The sequence below is a fragment of the Mesorhizobium loti CJ3sym genome, assembly GCF_000472785.1.
GTDB lineage: Bacteria > Pseudomonadota > Alphaproteobacteria > Rhizobiales > Rhizobiaceae > Mesorhizobium > Mesorhizobium loti_E.
This window is the reverse complement of sequence record NZ_AXAL01000009.1, coordinates 46,963-64,112: the sequence shown is the minus strand read 5'-3', so window position 1 is coordinate 64,112 and position 17,150 is coordinate 46,963. Positions and strand designations below refer to the sequence as shown.

Sequence of the window (17,150 nt, the reverse complement as noted above, 5' to 3'; positions counted from 1 at the left end):
GATACAAGGCGACCACCTTCTATCAGCGCAGCGGACCACGTTCGTAAAGACCTTTTGCGCCGATCACGTCCATCCTTACGAATTTGTATGCCTCCAGACAGGCTGCAGTGAAGTCGCTCGCCTATCGTTCAGATGCCCGCCCGCCATTTAGGGGCCGGCTTCCATTGCCGGATCACCGGCGTCAGATAGGGAATTTTTCAATGAGACGATTAGCACTTGCCCTCGCAGCCGGAGCCCTCGCCGTCTCCGCCTTCATACCCTCTGTTCACGCGGCCACCGCGCCTTGCGAGCAGACGCTGAAAAACCTTCGCGCCGCGGAGGCCACAGCCACGCTCAGCGCCGCTGACAAGGCAAAGGTCTCGGAACTGGAGACCAAAGGCATCGAACGCTGCAATGCCGACGATGACAAGCGCGCCGACGACTTCTTCGCCCAGGCCATGACGGTGATGGGCAAGTAATCCGGCAGACAGCCAGCCGCAACCATCGAGGATTTCAGCCATGCCAGCGCCCCAGATCCATCCTGCCGCACCGATCCACAACCGGGTTCCGGACGTCACCCTCGATTTCTGGCTGATAAAGCTGATGGCGGTGACCATGGGCGAGACGGCGGCCGATTATCTCGCCGTCAACCTCGGGCTCGGGCTGACGGTCACCTCGCTGATCATGAGCGGCGTGCTGATCGTCGCCCTTGTCCTGCAGTTCGCGCAGAAACGCTACGTACCCTGGGCCTATTGGCTGGCGGTGGTGCTGATCAGCGTCGTCGGCACGCTGATCACCGACAATCTGGTCGACACTTTCGGTGTGCGGCTGCAGACCACGACGATTGCCTTCTCGGTCGCGCTGGTAGCGACTTTCGCGGTCTGGTACGCGAGCGAGCGGACGCTTTCGATCCACACCATCTTCACCACCCGCCGCGAGATCTTCTACTGGCTGGCGATCCTGTTCACCTTCTCGCTCGGCACCGCCGCCGGCGACCTCGTCGCCGAGAGCCTGGACATGGGTTACCTCACCTCAGGCCTCATATTCGGCGGCGCCATCGCGCTGATCGCGCTTGCCTATTACCTCATTCATCTCGACGCCATCCTGGCCTTCTGGCTTGCCTATATCCTGACGCGGCCGCTGGGCGCCTCCTTCGGCGATCTCTTGTCGCAGCCGGCTGAATATGGCGGCCTCGGCTTCGGCACCACCTTCACCAGCCTGATCTTCCTTGGCTGCATCATTGCGCTTGTTCTCTACATGACAATGAAGAAAAACGGCGACGAGCTGGACGAAATCCTGCTCGAATCAGACTGAACCTCTGGTACGGGACGCAAACTGCCCAGCCCCGCGACCATCCTAGGAACAAGCCCGCGCCGGTGATAGCCTGTCTCCAGTATCGGCAAATCAACCGGAACAGCGATGCGACTTCTTCTTGTCGAGGACGACCACAGGACGGCCGACTACATCGTCAAGGGACTGACCGAGGCCGGCCATGTCTGCGACCTCCTGCGCAATGGGCATGACGGGCTATTCGCCGCGACCCGGGGCAATTACGACGTGATCGTCGCCGACCGCATGATCCCGGGCCTCGACGGCCTGTCGATGGTCAAGGCGGTGCGCGCCGCCGGCGTGCGGACGCCGGCGATCTTCCTGACATCCATCGGCGGGGTCGACGATCGCGTTGAAGGCCTGGAGGCAGGCGGCGACGATTACCTGGTCAAGCCCTTCGCCTTTTCAGAGCTTCTCGCCCGCATCAACGCCCTTGGCCGCCGGCCTGCGGCGCAGGAGCAGAAGACCACCCTGCGGGTCGCCGACCTCGAAATGGATTTGATCATGCGGCGCGTCACCCGTCAGGACCAGGTGATCGACCTGCAGCCACGCGAATTCAGCCTTCTCGAAGTGCTGATGCGCGGCGAAGGCCGCGTCATCACCCGCACCATGCTTCTGGAACGCGTCTGGGATTTTCACTTCGACCCCCGGACCAGCGTCGTCGAAACCCATATCAGCCGGCTGCGCGCCAAGGTCGACAAGCCGTTCGAGACCCAGCTCATCCACACCATACGCAACACCGGCTACAGCCTGCACGCACCGCTTCCATCATGACCGGAACATGGTCCCGCCTGCTGCGCAGCACGCCGTTCAGGCTCGCGCTGACATTCGGCTTCCTGTTCATGCTGGCCTTCATCCTGTCGGGCGCCATCGTCTACGAGATGATGAGCGCCGATCTTGCCGAAAGGCTCGACGAGACCATCAAGGAAACCTATTCCGTCGTCGCCGCGACCTATGCCGAGGATGATCGCAAGGAGCTGGTTGAGACGGTCGAAAGCCACTCCTTGCGCAGCCCGAAGAAAGAACAGCTGTTTTCGCTGACCGACCCGGCCGGCAATCACCTGGCCGGCAACTTCACCGCCGCCGGGCTTCCTGAAGGGTTTTCCGCGTTCGAGGCCGTGTTGCCAGGCGTCCCTCCGGACACGGAGTACCGGGCCTTTTCCGGTTCGGTCGGCGGCAACACCCTGACGGTCGCCTTCAGCCTTTCCGAGACGGAGGAGCTGGAAACGGTGGCGATGATGAGCTTCGGCTGGGCAACCCTGATCATCACCGGCCTGGCGGTTACCGGTGGCGCCCTGCTTGCCTCGCGCGTCCAGTCTCGTCTAGACGGCATCGCCGCCACCATGGTCGATGTGTCGCATGGCCGGCTCGACACCCGCATCCCGCTAACCGGCAAGGGCGACGACATCGACATCGTCTCCAGCCAGATCAATGCGGCGCTCGACCGATTGTCGGGATTGGTCGAAGGTATGAAGCAGGTCAGCGCCAACATCGCGCATGATCTGAAGACGCCGCTCAACCGGCTGCAGATGATCCTCGAGGGCGCAGCCGACAGGGCCGCGCAGGATCGCGATGTTTCCGATGATCTGGCCGATGCGCGCGCCGAGGGCCACCAGATCAACGAGACTTTCGACGCACTGCTGCGCATCGCCCAGATCGAGGCCGGAGCACGCAAGGCACGGTTCACCGATGTCGATCTCGGCGAGATCCAGCAAACCATGGCGGAGATCTACACCGACGTTGCCGAGGACGATGGAAAGGTGTTGTCGTCCACGCAGCGCAATGAGACAGCGGACCGGATCCATGGCGATCGTGAACTGCTGACGCAGATGTTCGCCAATCTGGTCGAGAACGCGCTGCGCCATTGTCCGCCTGGCACGACGATCAAACTATCGGTGACGCGCCAGAGCGGGCGCATCCTTGCCACCGTTGCCGACAACGGCCCCGGCATCCCCGCGGACGAACGCGAGAAAGTCTTCCAGCGGCTCTATCGGCTGGACCACAGCCGTTCGACGCCCGGCAGTGGCCTCGGGCTCAGTCTTGTCAGGGCCATTGCCGATCTGCACGGCGCATCCATTGCCCTTGACGACTGCGAACCTGGCCTTGCTGTCGTGGTTGGTTTTCCCCTGGCAACTGATTAGCCGGCAAATGCACAGCCTTACCCGCCCGCAACACGGCCGGGCCGCCCGCGGCCCGGCTTCTCCATCGCGTGGAGATCACCATATCCAGAACAGGTAGGACCGCTCGTCGACGACCGTTGGGTAGCGGAACATGATCAGCAGCAAGCAGAGCATGGCCAGCAGCGCCGCGGGCATGGCGGCACGGATCCAGTAGGCGGATGAATGTTGGCGACCCTGCATGACGAACTCCTTGCGCGACGGGCTTTCGACGCCCGAAATCCGAGCTGCCGCAGCATGTCACGGGCGACTATGCCTGATGGAGAATACGGACGCCTTGCCAGGTTTTTACAAATCGGTAAGAGCCTGCCTCAGCGGTCGATCCGCGTCGACAAGATGATCGACGACGAGGTCCGCTCAACCCCGTCCATGGCGCCGATCTGGTCGAGCAGCGCGTCGAGGTCGCGGATCGACGGCGCGTCGACGATGACGATCATGTCGAAACCGCCGCTGACGGAGTGCAACGTCCGCACGGACGGCAGCGCCTGCAGGGCCCGCACCACCTTGTCGGCGAGCTTGGGCGTGACCGTGAGCAGCACATGCGCCTTGACCAGCCCCTGCTCATAGTCCGCGGAGAGCTTGACGCCATAGCCTGATATGATGCCGCGCTGTTCCAGCCGCTCGATCCGGCTCTGCACCGTCGTGCGCGACACGCCGAGTTGCCGCGCCAGTTCTGCGGTCGAGGCGCGGGCGTTGGCGCGCAGCAGGGAAAGCAGCGCCAGTTCGGCTTCACTGAGCATTTCGACGAATCCCTTCGGCAGATCAGCTAAAGTTAGGGTTCACTCTGCCAGATTTCACACTTCTTTTCGACAGGCAAGCTGCGATGATTCCTGCTGACTTGAAACTCGTAGGGGTATTTTGATCATGAACAAGATTGTTATCGTCGGCGCCGGCAAGATTGGCTCGACCATTGCCGAAATGCTCGCCGCAACGGGCGACTACCGCGTCACCCTTGTCGACCGTTCGGCGGCTCAGCTCGCCGCGGCTGAAGTGCCTGCCGGCGTCGAGACGCTCGAACTCGACATCGCATCCGTTGGCACGCTGGAAGCAGCGCTCGCCGGCAAGTTCGCGGTGCTGAGCGCCGCCCCCTTCCATCTCACCACGCGCATCGCCGAGGCAGCGGCAAGTGCTGGCGTGCATTATCTCGACCTGACGGAAGACGTCGTCTCGACCCGCCGCGTTAGGGAATTGGCACGCACGGCCAAGAGCGCCTTCATTCCGCAATGCGGGCTGGCGCCAGGCTTCATCTCGATCGTCGCCAATGATCTCGCCAGCCGCTTCGACACGCTGGAAAGCGTGCGCATGCGCGTCGGTGCCCTGCCGCAATACCCGTCCAATGCGCTGAACTACAACCTGACCTGGAGCACCGACGGCGTCATCAACGAATATTGCGAGCCTTGCGAAGCGATCGTCGAGGGCGAGCTGATCGAAGTGCCGCCGCTGGAGGAGCGCGAGGAATTCTCGCTCGACGGCGTCACCTACGAGGCGTTCAACACGTCGGGTGGGCTCGGCACTTTGGCCGAGACGCTGAAGGGCAAGGTGCGCACGCTGAACTACCGCACCATCCGCTACCCCGGCCATGCCGCGATCATGAAGGCGCTGCTCAACGACCTTGGGCTGCGCCACCGCCGCGACGTGCTGAAGGACATCTTTGAAAGCGCGCTGCCGGCAACGCTGCAGGATGTGGTGATCGTCTTCGTCACCGTCTCCGGCCGCCGCAACGGTCGCCTGTTGCAGGAAACCTACGCCAACAAGATCTATTCGCAGCGCGTCGGCCAGACCGTGCGCAGCGCCATCCAGATCACCACGGCCTCCGGAATCTGCGCCGTGCTGGACATGCTGGCCGACGGCAGCCTGCCGGCGACCGGTTTCGTCAAGCAGGAAGAGATTGCGCTGGATGCTTTTCTGGCCAATCGCTTTGGCCGGGCGTATGCGCAGCATGAGATGGTAAGCCGGCTGGCGAGCTGAAGTTGCAGCGCGTTTCTTGAGAAAGGTTGGCGGGACATTGCCCCCTCTGCCCTACCGGGCATCTCCCCCTCCAGGGGGAGATCGGCTGTAATCTAAGATTTCGCTAATTTTCAAAGCCTAAGAACAGGCGCGGTTCCCGAAACTGCTGATCTCCCCCCTTGAGGGGGAGATGTCCGGCAGGACAGAGGGGGGCGATGCCCCGCCGACGTCACCACTTCTTACGCCTGTCACACCTCAAATATGCAGTGCGTGCCCCAGCGCCTTCAGCGCCGCCTCCTGGAATCCTTCACCTTGCGTCGGATGCGCATGGATCGTTCCGGCGATATCTTCCAGCCGCGCGCCCATTTCCAGCGCCAGCCCGAACGCCGCCGCCAGTTCCGACACGCCCTGCCCGACCGCCTGGATGCCGAGCACCAGATGATTGTCCGCGCGCGCCACGACCCGCACAAAGCCATCTTCGCCCAGCTTCGTCATAGCCCGACCGTTGGCGGCGAACGGGAACAGGCCGATCTTGATCTCACCCTGAGCCTTCGCCTCCTCCGGCGACAGCCCTGCCGTCACCAGCTCGGGATCGGTAAAACAGACGGCGGGGATCGAGCGTTTGTCCCAGCTACGCTTGTCGCCGGCGACGATCTCCGCAACCATTTCGCCTTGCGCCATTGCCCGGTGCGCCAGCATCGGCTCGCCGGTGACGTCGCCGATGGCGAAGATGCCGCGCATCGAGGTACGGCATTGATCGTCGATCTTGATGAACTTGCCGGCCCTGTCGAGATCGATCTGGTCGAGCCCCCAGCCTTCGGTCACGGGCTTGCGCCCGACCGTCACCAGGATCTTGTCGGCGGCGATCTCGACACTCTTGCCGTCCGCTGTCTCGACCAGCAGCGCATCGCCTTTTTTCGACAACCCCTTGGCCTTGGCGCCCAGCATCACATCGACGCCTAGTGCTACGAGTCGCTTGACGACCGGCCGGGTAAGCTCCGCATCATACTGCGCCAGCACACGCGGCAAGGCCTCGACCACCGTAACCTTGGCCCCCATTTTCGCGAAGGCCATGCCGAGTTCCAGTCCGATATAGCCGCCACCGACGACCGCGAGTTTTTTGGGGACCTCGCTCAAGGCCAGCGCGTCCGTGGATGAAATCACCGGCCCGCCGAACGGCAGGAACGGCAGCTCGACCGGCGCCGAGCCGGTGGCGATAACGATCGTTTCGGCCCGGATGATCTGCGTGCCGGTTTCGGTCTCGACCGCTACGGTCTTGCCGTCGCGAAACGTTGCCCAGCCCTGCACGGTCTTCACGCCAGCCTTCTTCAGCAGCCCGGCGACACCGCTGTTGAGCCGGCTGACAATGCCATCCTTCCAGGCGACGGTTTTGCCGAGGTCAAGCACAGGTGCGGTGACGGAAATGCCAAGCGGGCTGTTGCCGCCGGCCATGTGCGACACCTTCTCGAACTCCTCCGCGGCATGGATCAGCGCCTTCGATGGAATGCAGCCGACATTGAGGCAGGTGCCGCCCGGTTTGCCGGCCTCGACGATCACCGTATCGACACCGAGCTGGCCGGCGCGGATGGCGCAGACATAGCCGCCTGGACCTGCGCCGATGACGAGCAGCTTGCAGGAGATTTCTTTCATCTTGGCACGCTCTTTTTGGTGAAGGCCCCCTCATCCGGCCGCTTCGCGGCCACCTTCTCCCCGCTAGAGAGAAGAGACTGGCGCCGGCGTTGACAACCTCCTCTCCCCTCGGGGAGAGGTCGGATTGCCCCGAATTGCCTTTGCAATTCGGTTGGCAATCCGGGTGAGGGAGACTTTGCGACGGTTCTCATCGCCCTCAATCCACGAAAATCAGCGCCGGCGTTTCCAGCAGCGCCTTTATCCGCTGGATGAACACCGCCGCATCCCAGCCGTCGATCACCCGGTGATCGAAGCTCGACGACAGGTTCATCATCTTGCGCGGGATGAACTGAGTGCCGTCCCACAGCGGCCGCACCATCATCTTGTTGACTCCGATGATCGCCACTTCCGGATGGTTGATGACCGGCGTCGTCGCGATGCCGCCCATGGCGCCGAGCGAGGTGATGGTGATGGTCGAGCCGGACAGCTCGTCGCGGGTCGCCGTGCCGGACTTGGCCGCCTCGGCCAGCCTGATGACCTCGGCGCCGCAATCCCAGATGTCGCGCGCTTCGGCATGCTTGACCACCGGCACCACCAGACCCGACGGCGTCTGCGCGGCGATGCCGATATGGATGCCGCCATGCTGATGGATGATCCCGGCCTCGTCATCAAACAACGAATTGAGCTGCGGCTGATCTGATATCGCCTTGACCATCGCCCGCATCAGGAACGGCAGCAGCGTCAGCTTCGGCCTCTCTGCTCCACCCTTGGCGGCGCGTTTTTCCTTGTTGAGCGCGGCGCGCAATTCCTCCAGCGCGGTGACGTCGATCTCCTCGACATAGGTGATGTGCGGGATGCGTGACTTGGACAGCGTCATCTTCTCGGCGATCTTACGCCTGAGACCCACCACCTTGATGTCCTGGACCGCATCGTTGCGGGCAAGGCCGGATGCCTTGGCGACCTGTGGCCCACGCGCCAGGAAGGTCTCGATGTCCTCATGTCCGATGCGCCCGGCCGGGCCGCTCCCCGCAACCTGCCTGAGATCGATGCCTGCCTCTTTTGCCCGCAGGCGCACGGCTGGCGACGCCAGCGGCTTTTCGCCTTCCGGGCGCGGCGCGCCGGAAACGGAAGTCTGTGTGGAAGTCTTCGAGACGGCCGGAGCAGGTTTCACGTCCGGCACGCCGGCCTTTGGCGGGGTCTTCGCGGGCGGCTCGGCGGTCTGGGGCCTTGGCGTCGGCGCAGGCTCAGAAACCACCGCCTCGGCCTTGGCGCTGCCCTGCGGCTTCGAATTGCCCTCGCCCGCCACCTTCAGCCGCACGATCGGCGAGCCGATCGCCACCGTGTCGCCGATCTCGGCGCCCAGCCACAGGATCTCGCCGTCGACGGGTGATGGGATTTCGACCGTCGCCTTGTCGGTCATGACAGCGGCGAGCACGGTGTCCTCGCGCACGATGTCGCCGATCTTGACGTGCCACTCGACGAGCTCGGCCTCTGCGACGCCTTCGCCGACATCGGGCAGCTTGATGATGTATTCACCCATCTCAGGTTCCCCCAATACTTAAGCTGCCAATGTTTCAAGAAGAGCGCGGCCGACCCGGGCGGGTCCGGGGAAATAGTCCCACTCCTGCGCATGCGGATAGGGTGTGTCCCAGCCGGCGACCCGCGCCACCGGCGCCTCCAGATGGTAGAAGCAGTTTTCCTGCACCAGCGCCGAGAGCTCGGCGCCGAAGCCCGAGGTCAGCGTTGCCTCGTGCACGATGACGCAGCGCCCTGTCTTCTTCACCGACGCAACGATGGTATCGAGGTCGAGCGGCAGCAGGGTTCTCAGATCGATGATCTCGGCATCGATGCCTGTCTCCTCGGCCGCAGCCTGCGCGACATAGACCATGGTGCCGTAGGCCAGAACCGTGACAGCCGAGCCCGCCCTGCGGATCGCCGCCTTGCCGAGCGGCACGGTGTAGTGACCGTCGGCAACTTCGCCGAGCTCATGCTTCGACCAGGGCGTTATCGGCCGGTCGTGATGGCCGTCGAACGGGCCGTTATAGAGCCGTTTCGGTTCGAGAAAGATCACCGGATCGGGGTCCTCGATCGCCGCGATCAGCAGCCCCTTGGCATCATGCGGGTTGGACGGCACCACGGTCTTCAGACCTGACACATGGGTGAACAGCGCCTCGGGGCTCTGGCTGTGCGTCTGGCCACCGAAAATGCCGCCGCCGGTCGGCATGCGGACCACGATCGGGCAGGTGAAATCGCCGTTCGAGCGGTAGCGTAGGCGTGCTGCTTCCTGCGTCAACTGGTCGTAGGCCGGATACATGTAGTCGGCAAACTGAATTTCCACGCACGGCTTCAGGCCGTAGGCAGCCATGCCGATGGCCGAGCCGACAATGCCGGATTCGTTGATCGGCGCGTCGAAGCAGCGGCTCTTGCCGTATTTGGCCTGCAGGCCATGTGTGACCCGGAACACGCCGCCGAAGAAGCCGACATCCTCGCCGAACACGACGACTTTGTCGTCGCGCCCCATCGACACATCCATGGCGTCGCGAATGGCCTCGATCATGGTCCGTCTTGGCATGGCTCAGACTCCCGCCTGCTGGCGCTGGCGCCGCAGATGCGCGGGCATTTCGGCAAAGACCCCCTCGAACATCTCGCGCGTCGACGGCTTGCCGCCGGCATGCAGCGTGCCGTGGCTCTCCGCCTCCTTCTGCGCCGCGATCACCGTGTCGAGGATTTCCGCCTCGGCCTGCGCGTGGCGCTCGTCCGACCAGACGCCCAGCCCGATCAGATGGTTCTTCAGCCGCATGACCGGATCGCCGAGCGGCCAGGCGTCGGATTCCGTCTTCGGCCGGTAGGCCGAGGGATCGTCCGAGCTCGAATGGGCACCGGCGCGGTAGGTGACATATTCGACCAGCGTCGGCCCGAGATTATTGCGCGCCCGCTCCGCCGCCCATTTGGCCACCGCGTGCACCGCCAGATAATCATTGCCGTCGACGCGCAATGACGGGATGCCGAAGCCAAGGCCGCGGGCCGCAAAGGTGCCGGAGCCGCCGCGCGCGATGCCCTGAAAGGTCGAGATCGCCCACTGGTTGTTGACGACATTGAGCACCACCGGCGCCTTGTAGGTGGAGGCGAACACCAGCGCCGAATGAAAGTCGGATTCCGCCGTCGAGCCGTCGCCGATCCAGGCCGCGGCGATCTTCGAATCGTTCGAGATCGCCGAGGCCATCGCCCAGCCGACCGCCTGGATATACTGCGTCGCCAGATTGCCGGAGATCGAGAAGAAGCCGTGCTCCTTCGACGAATACATGATCGGCAACTGCCGGCCCTTCAGCGGGTCGGCCTCGTTGGAATAGATCTGGTTCATCATCGTGACCATCGGATAGCCGTCGGCGATGAGTAGCCCTGCCTGGCGATAAGTAGGGAAATTCATGTCGCCCGGCGAAAGCGCCTTGCGGAAGGCGCAGCTCACCGCCTCCTCGCCAAGATGCTGCATGTAGAAGGAGGTCTTGCCCTGGCGTTGCGCCATCTGCATGCGGGCATCGAAGGTGCGCAGCGTCATCATGTGGCGCAGACCTTCGAGCAGTTCGTCACTGGAGAGCAGACCTGCCCACGGCCCGACGGCTTCGCCATTGCGGTTCAGCACACGGATGATCGAGAAGGCCATGTCGCGGATGGTGCGCGGATCGACATCGATGTCCGGACGCGGCACCGAGCCGGCCTCGGCGATGGTCACATTGGAAAAGTCAGGCGTGCCGCCCGGCCGCACTTCCGGTTCCGGAACGTGAAACCGCAACATCCCAGCATCGGCCATGACCTTTGTCCTCCAATGTGCCTGGCCCGAGGATATTTGCACATCCGTGCCGCCAGACCAGTGCGAATTCGTCGGGCAAGCCCTTCGCCATCGGACCAGCCATTGCGGCCGATCCTGCCTTCCCGGTACAAGATGTAGATATGTCCGCGAAATTTCTTGTCGATGTTGGGCAGTGGCGCGCAATTTGGCGCAAGGTTGGACGGGATTTACGGCAGATAAGGTGATTGAGCGGCAGACCATCGCGCGGTCTTCCTTCTCCCCTTGTGGGAGAAGGTGTCGCCGAAGGCGACGGATGAGGGGTGTTCCAGGGAACGCCAACGCCTCACTCCGCTGGAACACCCCTCAACCGTCTCGGCGCTGCGCGCCGATCCACCTTCTCCCACAAGGGGAGAAGGAAAGAAGCGTCGGCGCCGATCGCCATTCACCCCAACCCCTCTCCATGCTAACCACCCTGCATGGCACAGAAGAAAGCGTTCGAAGTCGATTCCTGGCTCGCGAAGCCTGACGCACGCATCTCCATCGTCCTGCTTTACGGCCCCGATCGCGGGCTTGTCTCCGAGCGGGCGAAGGCCTTCGCCGAAAAGACCGGCCTGCCGCTCGACGATCCCTTCTCCGTGGTCCGGCTGGAGGGTTCGGAGGTCGACCGCGACGAGGGCCGGCTGCTCGACGAAGCCCGCACCGTGCCGATGTTTTCCGACCGGCGCCTGCTGTGGGTCCGCAATGCCACCGGCCAGAAAGCGCTGGCCGACGACGTCAAGGCGCTGGCAGCGGAGCCCGCGCGCGATGCCATCATCCTGATAGAGGCCGGTGACCTGAAGAAAGGCGTCGGCCTGCGCGCCGTGGTCGAAACCGCCGACATCGCCATGGCGCTACCCTGTTACGCCGACGAAGCCCGCGACATCGACACGGTCATCGACGACGAGTTGCGCAAGGCCGGCATGTCGATGACGCTGGAGGCCAGACAGGCGTTGCGCCGCAATCTCGGCGGCGACCGGCTGGCCTCGCGCGGAGAGATCGAAAAGCTCATTCTCTATGCCCATGGCCAGAAGGAAATCGGGCTGGAAGAAGTAAGGGCCATGTCGGGCGACGTGTCCGGCGCTTCCTTCGACGATGCTGTCGACGCGCTGCTCGAAGGCAAGGTCGGCGACTTCGACACCGCTTTCACCCGCCACTGCCAGTCCGGCGGCCCGCCCTTCCTGGTGCTGTCATCCGCCATGCGCCAGCTGCAGCAGATCCAGATCATGCGCGGCCAGATGGACTCTGCCGGCCGCAACGCCGCTTCGGTCGTTGCCGCCGCTCGTCCGCCGGTCTTTTTCTCAAGGCGCAAGCTGGTGGAGAAGGCGCTTGATCGCTGGAGCAGCGACGCGCTCAGCCGCGCGCTGACCCGGCTGCAGACCGCGGTGCTGCAGACGCGGCGAAGGCCGGACCTTTCGGTGGCGCTGGCACGGCAGGCGCTGCTGGGCATTGCGGTGGAGAGCGCAAGGCTGGGGCAACGGTAGGTGATTGGCCAATCTTCCCCCATGTGGGGGAGATGGCTGGCAAGCCGGAGGGGGGCGCCGTAGAGCGCTACCTTTGTGATCTGCGATCGGCCGAGAACTCACCCGAAGGCACATGAGGCGCCGGCGGGGCAGCGCCCCCCTCTGCCCTGCCGGGCATCTCCCCCACGAGAGATTGGCAACTTGGACGCCGTCGCCCAACATCAGTGCAGCAGAAAAAGGGCCAGCAACCGCCAGCCCCTATCGTTCTTGATGTTAAGCCAGAACTTAGTTTGCCGGCTAAATACAGTGCCTACCGCTCCTGCTTCAACCTGCGGCACAGCTCGTCCAGCTGCTCCAGCGAGCGATACGAAACGCGCAACTCGCCGCCTTTGCCCTTGTGGTCGATGGCCACGATCATGCCGAGCGTGTCGGTCATCAGTTTTTCAAGCGCCAGCGTGTCGGTGTCCTTTTCCGGCGCGGCTTGCGACTGTTTCGGCTTGGCCGGAGTGGTACCCGCCGGCATCTGCGACAGCGCCTCGGCCTGGCGGACAGAAAGGCCTTCTTCGACGATGCGCTTGGCGAGGCCGGCCGGATCCTCCGCCGTCACCAGCGTGCGGGCGTGGCCCGCCGACAGCGCGCCGTCGACCAGCATGTCGCGGATCACATCCGGCAGCTTCAGCAGCCTGAGCGTATTGGCGACATGGCTGCGGCTCTTGCCGATAACATTGCCGAGATCGGCCTGCGTATAGCCGTGCTCGTCGATCAATTGCTGGTAGCCCAGCGCCTCCTCGACCGCGTTGAGGTCAGTGCGCTGGACGTTTTCGATGATGGCAAGCTCGAGCGCGGTGCGGTCGTTGACCTCGCGGATGATGACCGGGATCTCGGTCAGCCCGGCGCGCTGCGCCGCCCGCCAGCGCCGCTCGCCGGCGATGATCTCATAGCGGCCCGCCTGGGTCGGCGACGACCGGGCCACCACCGGCTGGACGACGCCATGTTCGCGGATCGACTGCGCAAGGTCGGTCAATTCGGCATCGCCAAAGTGCCGGCGCGGATTTTTCGGATTGGGGCTGAGGAACTCGATCGGCACCTTGCCGTCGGCGCTCATGCCGGGCTTTTCCGGTGCCACCGGGCGATCTATTTCGCCGATCAGGGCGGCCAGTCCACGGCCCAGTCTTTTTCTCGAAAGGTCTTCGCTCATGTCTATTCCAAAGTCTCAAGATCGTTTCGGTATCGAATCGGCTGTTTATGCATCCGATCTAATCAAGCGGCGCGCAATTTACGCTCGCGGCGGATCACTTCCGAGGCCAGTTGCAGATAGGCCTGGCTGCCCGAGCACTTCAGATCGTAAAGGATCGCCGGCTTGCCGTAGGATGGCGCCTCGGACACCCGCACATTGCGCGGAATGATGGTTTCGTAGACCTTGTCGCCCATATGCGCCCGCACATCCTGCACCACCTGGTTGGCGAGATTGTTGCGGCCGTCATACATGGTCAGCACAATGCCCTGGATAATGAGATCCGGATTGATCGAGCGGCGCACCTGCTCGACCGTTTCCAACAGCTGGCTGAGGCCTTCCAGGGCAAAGAACTCGCATTGCAGCGGCACAAGAACAGAATCCGCCGCGGCCATTGAATTCAAAGTTAAAAGGTTGAGCGAAGGCGGGCAATCGATCAGCACATAATTAAAGGGCGCGCCGCGCTCGGTCGCCGCGCGTAGCGCATTGCGCAGCTTCAGCACCCGGTCCGGCGCCGAGGCGATCTCCATCTCGATGCCGAGCAGATCAAGCGTCGACGGCACGATCGACAGGCCAGGCACCGCTGTCGGGATGGCCGCGGCTTCCAGATCCAGCTCGCCGGTCAGCACATCATAGGACGAGACCGTCCGGTCCTTGCGGTCGATGCCGAGACCGGTACTGGCATTGCCTTGCGGATCGAGATCGACGATCAGCACCTTTTCGCCGATTGCGGCGAGCGCGGTGGCAAGATTGATGGCCGTGGTCGTCTTGCCGACACCGCCCTTCTGGTTGGCTACAGTGATGATTCGGGGGCCGTTTTTCATCATGGGTCTATGCCAGAAATTCATTTTTTTGGGTCGCCAGATAGCCGACAAGTCTGACATCAGACAGGTCGCAGGTCAGACAGTTCGAGGATGACGCCATGGGGGTCGGTCACACTGGGATGTTCTACCAGATCGAAGGTCCATCGGTTAACGCTTTCTTGCACTTCGGCGCGATAATCCCGGCCTTTGTGGAACAGCCCGCGCCCGCCCGATATCAGCCAGGGCGCCGACAGGTCGAGCAAGGTCGAAAGCGACGCCAGGGCCCGCGCCGTGACGATTTGCGGTGCTGAAACAAGCGCATGGCTGTCTTCGATACGGCGCGCCACGACCCGTGCCGGCAGGTTGAACTGGCCGATAACGGTTTGCAGGAACGACGCTTTTTTACGGTTGCTTTCCACCAGGTCGATGCTGGCCCCGTCGCGCTCGCCGAGGAGGAACGCCATCACCAGGCCGGGAAACCCGCCGCCTGAGCCTATGTCAACCCAGCGTGTGGCATTGGGCTCGATTCGCGCGAGTTGCGCGCTGTCCAATATGTGGCGCTGCCAGACATCGCCTGCAGTCGACTGTGCGACAAGATTGATGCTCCGGTTCCATTTCTGGAACATCTCTTCGAACGCCACCAGACGATCGAATGTTTCACGTGAAACCGGGCCCGCCGCTTCCTGCAGGCTCCCCAGGGAGCAAGAGCTCACGCAACGTTCCTCTGTGCGCTTTCATGATGGCGGACATGCGAGACAATGATCGCCAGCGCCGCCGGCGTCATGCCTTCCATCCGCTGCGCATCAGCAATGGAACGCGGCCGCCCTACCTGCATCTTCTGCTTCAACTCATTGGACAGGCCGGGCACATCGGCAAAATCGACTGTCTCGGGGATCAGCCGGCTCTCCTCATGCCGGATTTGTGCGACATCGCTCTTCTGACGATCAAGATAGACCGAATATTTCGCTTCCGTTCCGAGACGTTCCGCAGTCTTGGCGTCGATCGCCGCAAATCCCGGATCGATCCTTGCCAGCCAGGCCACATCGACGTCGGGATAGGTCAGCAACTCATAGCCGGACCGGCGCACACCATCCCTGTTGATCTCCAGTCCATGTCGCGCAGCCTCATTGGGTGTCATCGTCAACGATTTCGCCAGATCCCGTGCCTCATCGAGGCGTTGCATGACGTCGCCATAGCGCTGCATCCGACGCGCCGAGGCGATTCCAAGCCTTGCCGCCAACGGCGTCAGCCGCTCATCGGCATTGTCGGCACGCAACGACAGCCGGAATTCAGCGCGAGACGTGAACATGCGGTAGGGCTCGCTGATCCCGCGGCTGGTCAGATCATCGACCATCACGCCGATATAGGCCTCGGTGCGGCTGAGCACGATCTGATCGCTGCCAGACGCCCGCCGCGCCGCATTGAGGCCGGCGAGCAGGCCTTGACCGGCCGCTTCCTCATAGCCTGTCGTGCCGTTGATCTGCCCGGCGAGGAAGAGCCCGCCGACGCGTTTCGTCTCCAGTGTCTGGTGGAGCTCGCGCGGATCGACATGATCATATTCAATGGCATAGCCGGGCTGAAGCATGATCGCGCGCTCAAGACCGGGAATGGTCTTCAAGATGTCGAGCTGCACATCCTCGGGCAGCGAGGTCGAAATCCCGTTGGGGTAGACCGTGTCGTCGTCGAGCCCTTCCGGCTCGAGAAAAATCTGGTGGCCGTCGCGGTCGCCGAACTTGACGATCTTGTCTTCGATCGACGGGCAATAGCGCGGTCCGACGCCTTCGATCGAGCCGGAATACATGGCGGAGCGGCCAAGATTGGCGCGGATCAGCTCATGCGTGGAGGTCGTCGTGCGGGTAATGCCGCACTCGATTTGCGGCGTCTCGATGCGGTTGGTCATCAGCGAGAACGGCACCGGATCATCATCCGCCGCCTGGCTTTCGAGCGATGCCCAGTCGATGGTTTTCCCATCCAGCCGCGGCGGCGTGCCGGTTTTCAGCCGGCCGAGCTTGAAGCCCGCCCGGCTCATAGTCGCCGACAGCCCAAGGCTGGCCTGCTCGTTCATGCGGCCAGCGACGATCTTCTTTTCGCCAATATGAATAAGGCCGCGCAGGAAAGTCCCGGTCGTCAGCACGACCGCACCACAGGTAAGCCGCCGACCGTCGGCCAGGAGGACAGAGACAATCCGTCTCTCGCTGATTTCGAAATCCAGGACCTCCGCCTCGACGACGTCGAGATCGTTCTGCTGCCGAATCGCTTCCTGCATCGCCAGGCGATACAGCTTCCTGTCGGCCTGTGTACGGGGCCCGCGCACCGCCGGGCCCTTGCGGCGATTGAGCAGGCGGAACTGGATACCGGCGGCATCCGCCACGCGGCCCATCAAGCCGTCCATGGCATCGATTTCGCGCACCAGATGGCCTTTGCCAAGCCCGCCGATCGCCGGATTGCACGACATCACGCCGATCGTGTCGAAGCGCAGCGTCACCAATGCGGTTTTGGCACCGGCGCGCGCGGCAGCGCTGGCAGCCTCGCAACCCGCATGGCCGCCGCCCACCACAACCACATCATAGTGATCGGTCATTTCCAAATGTCCTGGACTCGAAAGATTGAGGGACACATGTCCCCACGGGGCGAAGCTGTCAAGAAAACTTCGCTGCAAGTTTCACGTGAAACAGCTTGTGAGCCTCACGTAGCGACGTTTCACGTGAGTCACGCCGTTGCGGTTGTTTCACGTGAGTCACGGCTCGCGAATGCGCCATTCAACTT

The 17,150-nt window shown here is 63.2% G+C and carries 16 protein-coding genes; 6 read left to right on the top strand and 10 right to left on the bottom strand.

Going from position 1 to position 17,150, the window contains the following annotated elements; translation table 11 throughout:
• The first annotated feature begins 200 nt into the window (after positions 1–200).
• From A3A9_RS0113730 to A3A9_RS0113715, 4 genes are all read left to right on the top strand, one after another.
• The gene (locus A3A9_RS0113730) at positions 201–458 is read left to right on the top strand and encodes a hypothetical protein (RefSeq protein WP_027059293.1); all 258 of its coding nucleotides are present in this window, start codon (positions 201–203) and stop codon (positions 456–458) included.
• Between the two features lie 40 nt (positions 459–498).
• Positions 499–1,293: a COG4705 family protein gene (locus A3A9_RS0113725; RefSeq protein WP_027059292.1), complete on the top strand. Its 795-nt coding sequence runs from the start codon at positions 499–501 to the stop codon at positions 1,291–1,293.
• 105 nt (positions 1,294–1,398) lie between these two features.
• The gene (locus A3A9_RS0113720) at positions 1,399–2,082 is read left to right on the top strand and encodes a winged helix-turn-helix domain-containing protein (protein ID WP_027059291.1); all 684 of its coding nucleotides are present in this window, start codon (positions 1,399–1,401) and stop codon (positions 2,080–2,082) included.
• Entirely contained in the window at positions 2,079–3,449 is a 1,371-nt protein-coding gene (locus A3A9_RS0113715) for a sensor histidine kinase (protein ID WP_027059290.1), read from the top strand. Before A3A9_RS0113720 ends, A3A9_RS0113715 begins: the two co-directional genes overlap by 4 nt.
• 75 nt (positions 3,450–3,524) lie before the next feature.
• On the opposite strand, the gene A3A9_RS44805 is transcribed toward A3A9_RS0113715, so the two are convergent.
• Both A3A9_RS44805 and A3A9_RS0113705 read right to left on the bottom strand, forming a co-directional pair.
• Positions 3,525–3,668 (bottom strand): hypothetical protein, encoded by a 144-nt coding sequence (locus A3A9_RS44805; RefSeq protein WP_161634494.1) that lies wholly within the window; start codon positions 3,666–3,668, stop codon positions 3,525–3,527.
• A gap of 128 nt (positions 3,669–3,796) precedes the next feature.
• Entirely contained in the window at positions 3,797–4,225 is a 429-nt protein-coding gene (locus A3A9_RS0113705; RefSeq protein ID WP_027059289.1) for an Lrp/AsnC family transcriptional regulator, read from the bottom strand.
• 124 nt (positions 4,226–4,349) lie between these two features.
• Between A3A9_RS0113705 and A3A9_RS0113700 the strand changes: the two genes are divergently transcribed.
• Complete coding sequence (locus tag A3A9_RS0113700) at positions 4,350–5,453, top strand: saccharopine dehydrogenase family protein (RefSeq protein WP_027059288.1); 1,104 nt, start codon at positions 4,350–4,352, stop codon at positions 5,451–5,453.
• Between the two features lie 234 nt (positions 5,454–5,687).
• On the opposite strand, the gene lpdA is transcribed toward A3A9_RS0113700, so the two are convergent.
• From lpdA to A3A9_RS0113680, 4 genes are all read right to left on the bottom strand, one after another.
• Entirely contained in the window at positions 5,688–7,082 is a 1,395-nt protein-coding gene (lpdA, locus tag A3A9_RS0113695; protein ID WP_027059287.1) for a dihydrolipoyl dehydrogenase, read from the bottom strand.
• Between the two features lie 196 nt (positions 7,083–7,278).
• Entirely contained in the window at positions 7,279–8,601 is a 1,323-nt protein-coding gene (locus A3A9_RS0113690) for a dihydrolipoamide acetyltransferase family protein (RefSeq protein WP_027059286.1), read from the bottom strand.
• A gap of 18 nt (positions 8,602–8,619) precedes the next feature.
• A complete protein-coding gene (locus A3A9_RS0113685) occupies positions 8,620–9,633 on the bottom strand; it encodes an alpha-ketoacid dehydrogenase subunit beta (protein ID WP_027059285.1) in 1,014 nt (337 codons plus the stop codon).
• Between the two features lie 3 nt (positions 9,634–9,636).
• Entirely contained in the window at positions 9,637–10,869 is a 1,233-nt protein-coding gene (locus tag A3A9_RS0113680; RefSeq protein WP_027032039.1) for a 3-methyl-2-oxobutanoate dehydrogenase (2-methylpropanoyl-transferring) subunit alpha, read from the bottom strand.
• 455 nt (positions 10,870–11,324) lie between these two features.
• Between A3A9_RS0113680 and holA the strand changes: the two genes are divergently transcribed.
• Positions 11,325–12,368, top strand: a complete 1,044-nt coding sequence (holA, locus tag A3A9_RS0113675; protein ID WP_027059284.1) for a DNA polymerase III subunit delta — start codon at positions 11,325–11,327, stop codon at positions 12,366–12,368.
• A gap of 289 nt (positions 12,369–12,657) precedes the next feature.
• Here the strand turns inward: holA and A3A9_RS0113670 are convergent, their stop codons facing one another.
• From A3A9_RS0113670 to mnmG, 4 genes are all read right to left on the bottom strand, one after another.
• Positions 12,658–13,545, bottom strand: coding sequence for a ParB/RepB/Spo0J family partition protein (locus tag A3A9_RS0113670; protein ID WP_027059283.1), 888 nt, complete (start codon positions 13,543–13,545; stop codon positions 12,658–12,660).
• A gap of 62 nt (positions 13,546–13,607) precedes the next feature.
• Complete coding sequence (locus A3A9_RS0113665; protein ID WP_080680871.1) at positions 13,608–14,408, bottom strand: ParA family protein; 801 nt, start codon at positions 14,406–14,408, stop codon at positions 13,608–13,610.
• 56 nt (positions 14,409–14,464) lie between these two features.
• Positions 14,465–15,097 (bottom strand): 16S rRNA (guanine(527)-N(7))-methyltransferase RsmG, encoded by a 633-nt coding sequence (gene rsmG, locus A3A9_RS0113660; protein ID WP_027059282.1) that lies wholly within the window; start codon positions 15,095–15,097, stop codon positions 14,465–14,467.
• Positions 15,094–16,965: a tRNA uridine-5-carboxymethylaminomethyl(34) synthesis enzyme MnmG gene (gene mnmG / locus A3A9_RS0113655; RefSeq protein ID WP_027059281.1), complete on the bottom strand. Its 1,872-nt coding sequence runs from the start codon at positions 16,963–16,965 to the stop codon at positions 15,094–15,096. The genes rsmG and mnmG overlap by 4 nt, the downstream gene beginning before the upstream one ends.
• Positions 16,966–17,150: the final 185 nt, after the last annotated feature.

Coding starts and splice junctions, on each gene's coding strand:
- A3A9_RS0113730 (WP_027059293.1), top strand. CDS start 201: ATGAGACGATTAGCACTTGCCCTCGCAGCCGGAGCCCTCGCCGTCTCC.
- A3A9_RS0113725 (WP_027059292.1), top strand. CDS start 499: ATGCCAGCGCCCCAGATCCATCCTGCCGCACCGATCCACAACCGGGTT.
- A3A9_RS0113720 (WP_027059291.1), top strand. CDS start 1,399: ATGCGACTTCTTCTTGTCGAGGACGACCACAGGACGGCCGACTACATC.
- A3A9_RS0113715 (WP_027059290.1), top strand. CDS start 2,079: ATGACCGGAACATGGTCCCGCCTGCTGCGCAGCACGCCGTTCAGGCTC.
- A3A9_RS44805 (WP_161634494.1), bottom strand. CDS start 3,668: ATGCAGGGTCGCCAACATTCATCCGCCTACTGGATCCGTGCCGCCATG.
- A3A9_RS0113705 (WP_027059289.1), bottom strand. CDS start 4,225: ATGCTCAGTGAAGCCGAACTGGCGCTGCTTTCCCTGCTGCGCGCCAAC.
- A3A9_RS0113700 (WP_027059288.1), top strand. CDS start 4,350: ATGAACAAGATTGTTATCGTCGGCGCCGGCAAGATTGGCTCGACCATT.
- lpdA (WP_027059287.1), bottom strand. CDS start 7,082: ATGAAAGAAATCTCCTGCAAGCTGCTCGTCATCGGCGCAGGTCCAGGC.
- A3A9_RS0113690 (WP_027059286.1), bottom strand. CDS start 8,601: ATGGGTGAATACATCATCAAGCTGCCCGATGTCGGCGAAGGCGTCGCA.
- A3A9_RS0113685 (WP_027059285.1), bottom strand. CDS start 9,633: ATGCCAAGACGGACCATGATCGAGGCCATTCGCGACGCCATGGATGTG.
- A3A9_RS0113680 (WP_027032039.1), bottom strand. CDS start 10,869: ATGGCCGATGCTGGGATGTTGCGGTTTCACGTTCCGGAACCGGAAGTG.
- holA (WP_027059284.1), top strand. CDS start 11,325: ATGGCACAGAAGAAAGCGTTCGAAGTCGATTCCTGGCTCGCGAAGCCT.
- A3A9_RS0113670 (WP_027059283.1), bottom strand. CDS start 13,545: ATGAGCGAAGACCTTTCGAGAAAAAGACTGGGCCGTGGACTGGCCGCC.
- A3A9_RS0113665 (WP_080680871.1), bottom strand. CDS start 14,408: ATGATGAAAAACGGCCCCCGAATCATCACTGTAGCCAACCAGAAGGGC.
- mnmG (WP_027059281.1), bottom strand. CDS start 16,965: ATGACCGATCACTATGATGTGGTTGTGGTGGGCGGCGGCCATGCGGGT.